Source organism: Gilvimarinus sp. 2_MG-2023, from assembly GCF_030547685.1.
Taxonomy (GTDB): Bacteria; Pseudomonadota; Gammaproteobacteria; order Pseudomonadales; family Cellvibrionaceae; genus Gilvimarinus.
Genome location: NZ_JAUOQM010000045.1, coordinates 1 through 733, shown reverse-complemented (window position 1 = coordinate 733; position 733 = coordinate 1). Strand labels below are relative to the sequence as shown.

Sequence of the window (733 nt, the reverse complement as noted above, 5' to 3'; positions counted from 1 at the left end):
CCGCCGGGCGAAATCCGGCAAAAGTAAAAAATTCCGACCAAAAAAACCAACCCTACCGCAACAACCCCTTCAACTCCGGAATACAAGACCCACAATTGGTGCCGCACTGAAGTGCTTGCCCTAAGGCTTCCACACTTGCGCACCCATTGCTAATGGCTTTTTTGATTGTGTTTTCTCCCACAGAAAAACACGAACAAATAATATTGCCCTCGTCCTCCACCCCGGCGCCGGGTGTACCGGCCAAGATGGCAAAGCGGGCATTGGCGTCCACCTCGGTGTTTAACTGATCTTCCAGCCAGCGCATTTCAGGGGCGGATTTTTTATCGGTGGCGGTGCTGAGCACAACGGCGAGTACGCCGTCGATAAAACCCGCCGCGCGGAAAAACTGCTGGCCGGAGTCCTGCACTTTTACCCAGTCGCTAATATGCGGGAATTGCGGTTTGAGCCAAGCAAACCAATCGGCCGGTACTTCGCCGTCAGCCAGACGAAATTTAAAACCGCCACCGAGGGTAATTTTGGCCCAGTACTCGGCACTGGGCTCAAGGTCTTGGCTGGTCAGTAAAAAACCGTTCCAGCGCTGGCGAAACGGCTTGATGTTTACCGGGGTATGCTTAAATTCCGGTTGCCCACAAATAGGGTCGACAAACAGAGTGACCAGAGCGTCGGCGCAACTGGCGGAGGCGTATCTGCCGTTCCAGTGCATAGGCACAAACACCTCGCCCGGGCGCTGGGT

1 protein-coding gene is annotated in these 733 nt (G+C 54.8%); it reads right to left on the bottom strand.

The features are described from left to right. Positions 1–52: 52 nt before the first annotated feature. A partial coding sequence (locus Q4526_RS10950) for a (2Fe-2S)-binding protein (RefSeq protein WP_215977125.1) occupies positions 53–733 on the bottom strand: 681 nt, incomplete at its 5' end.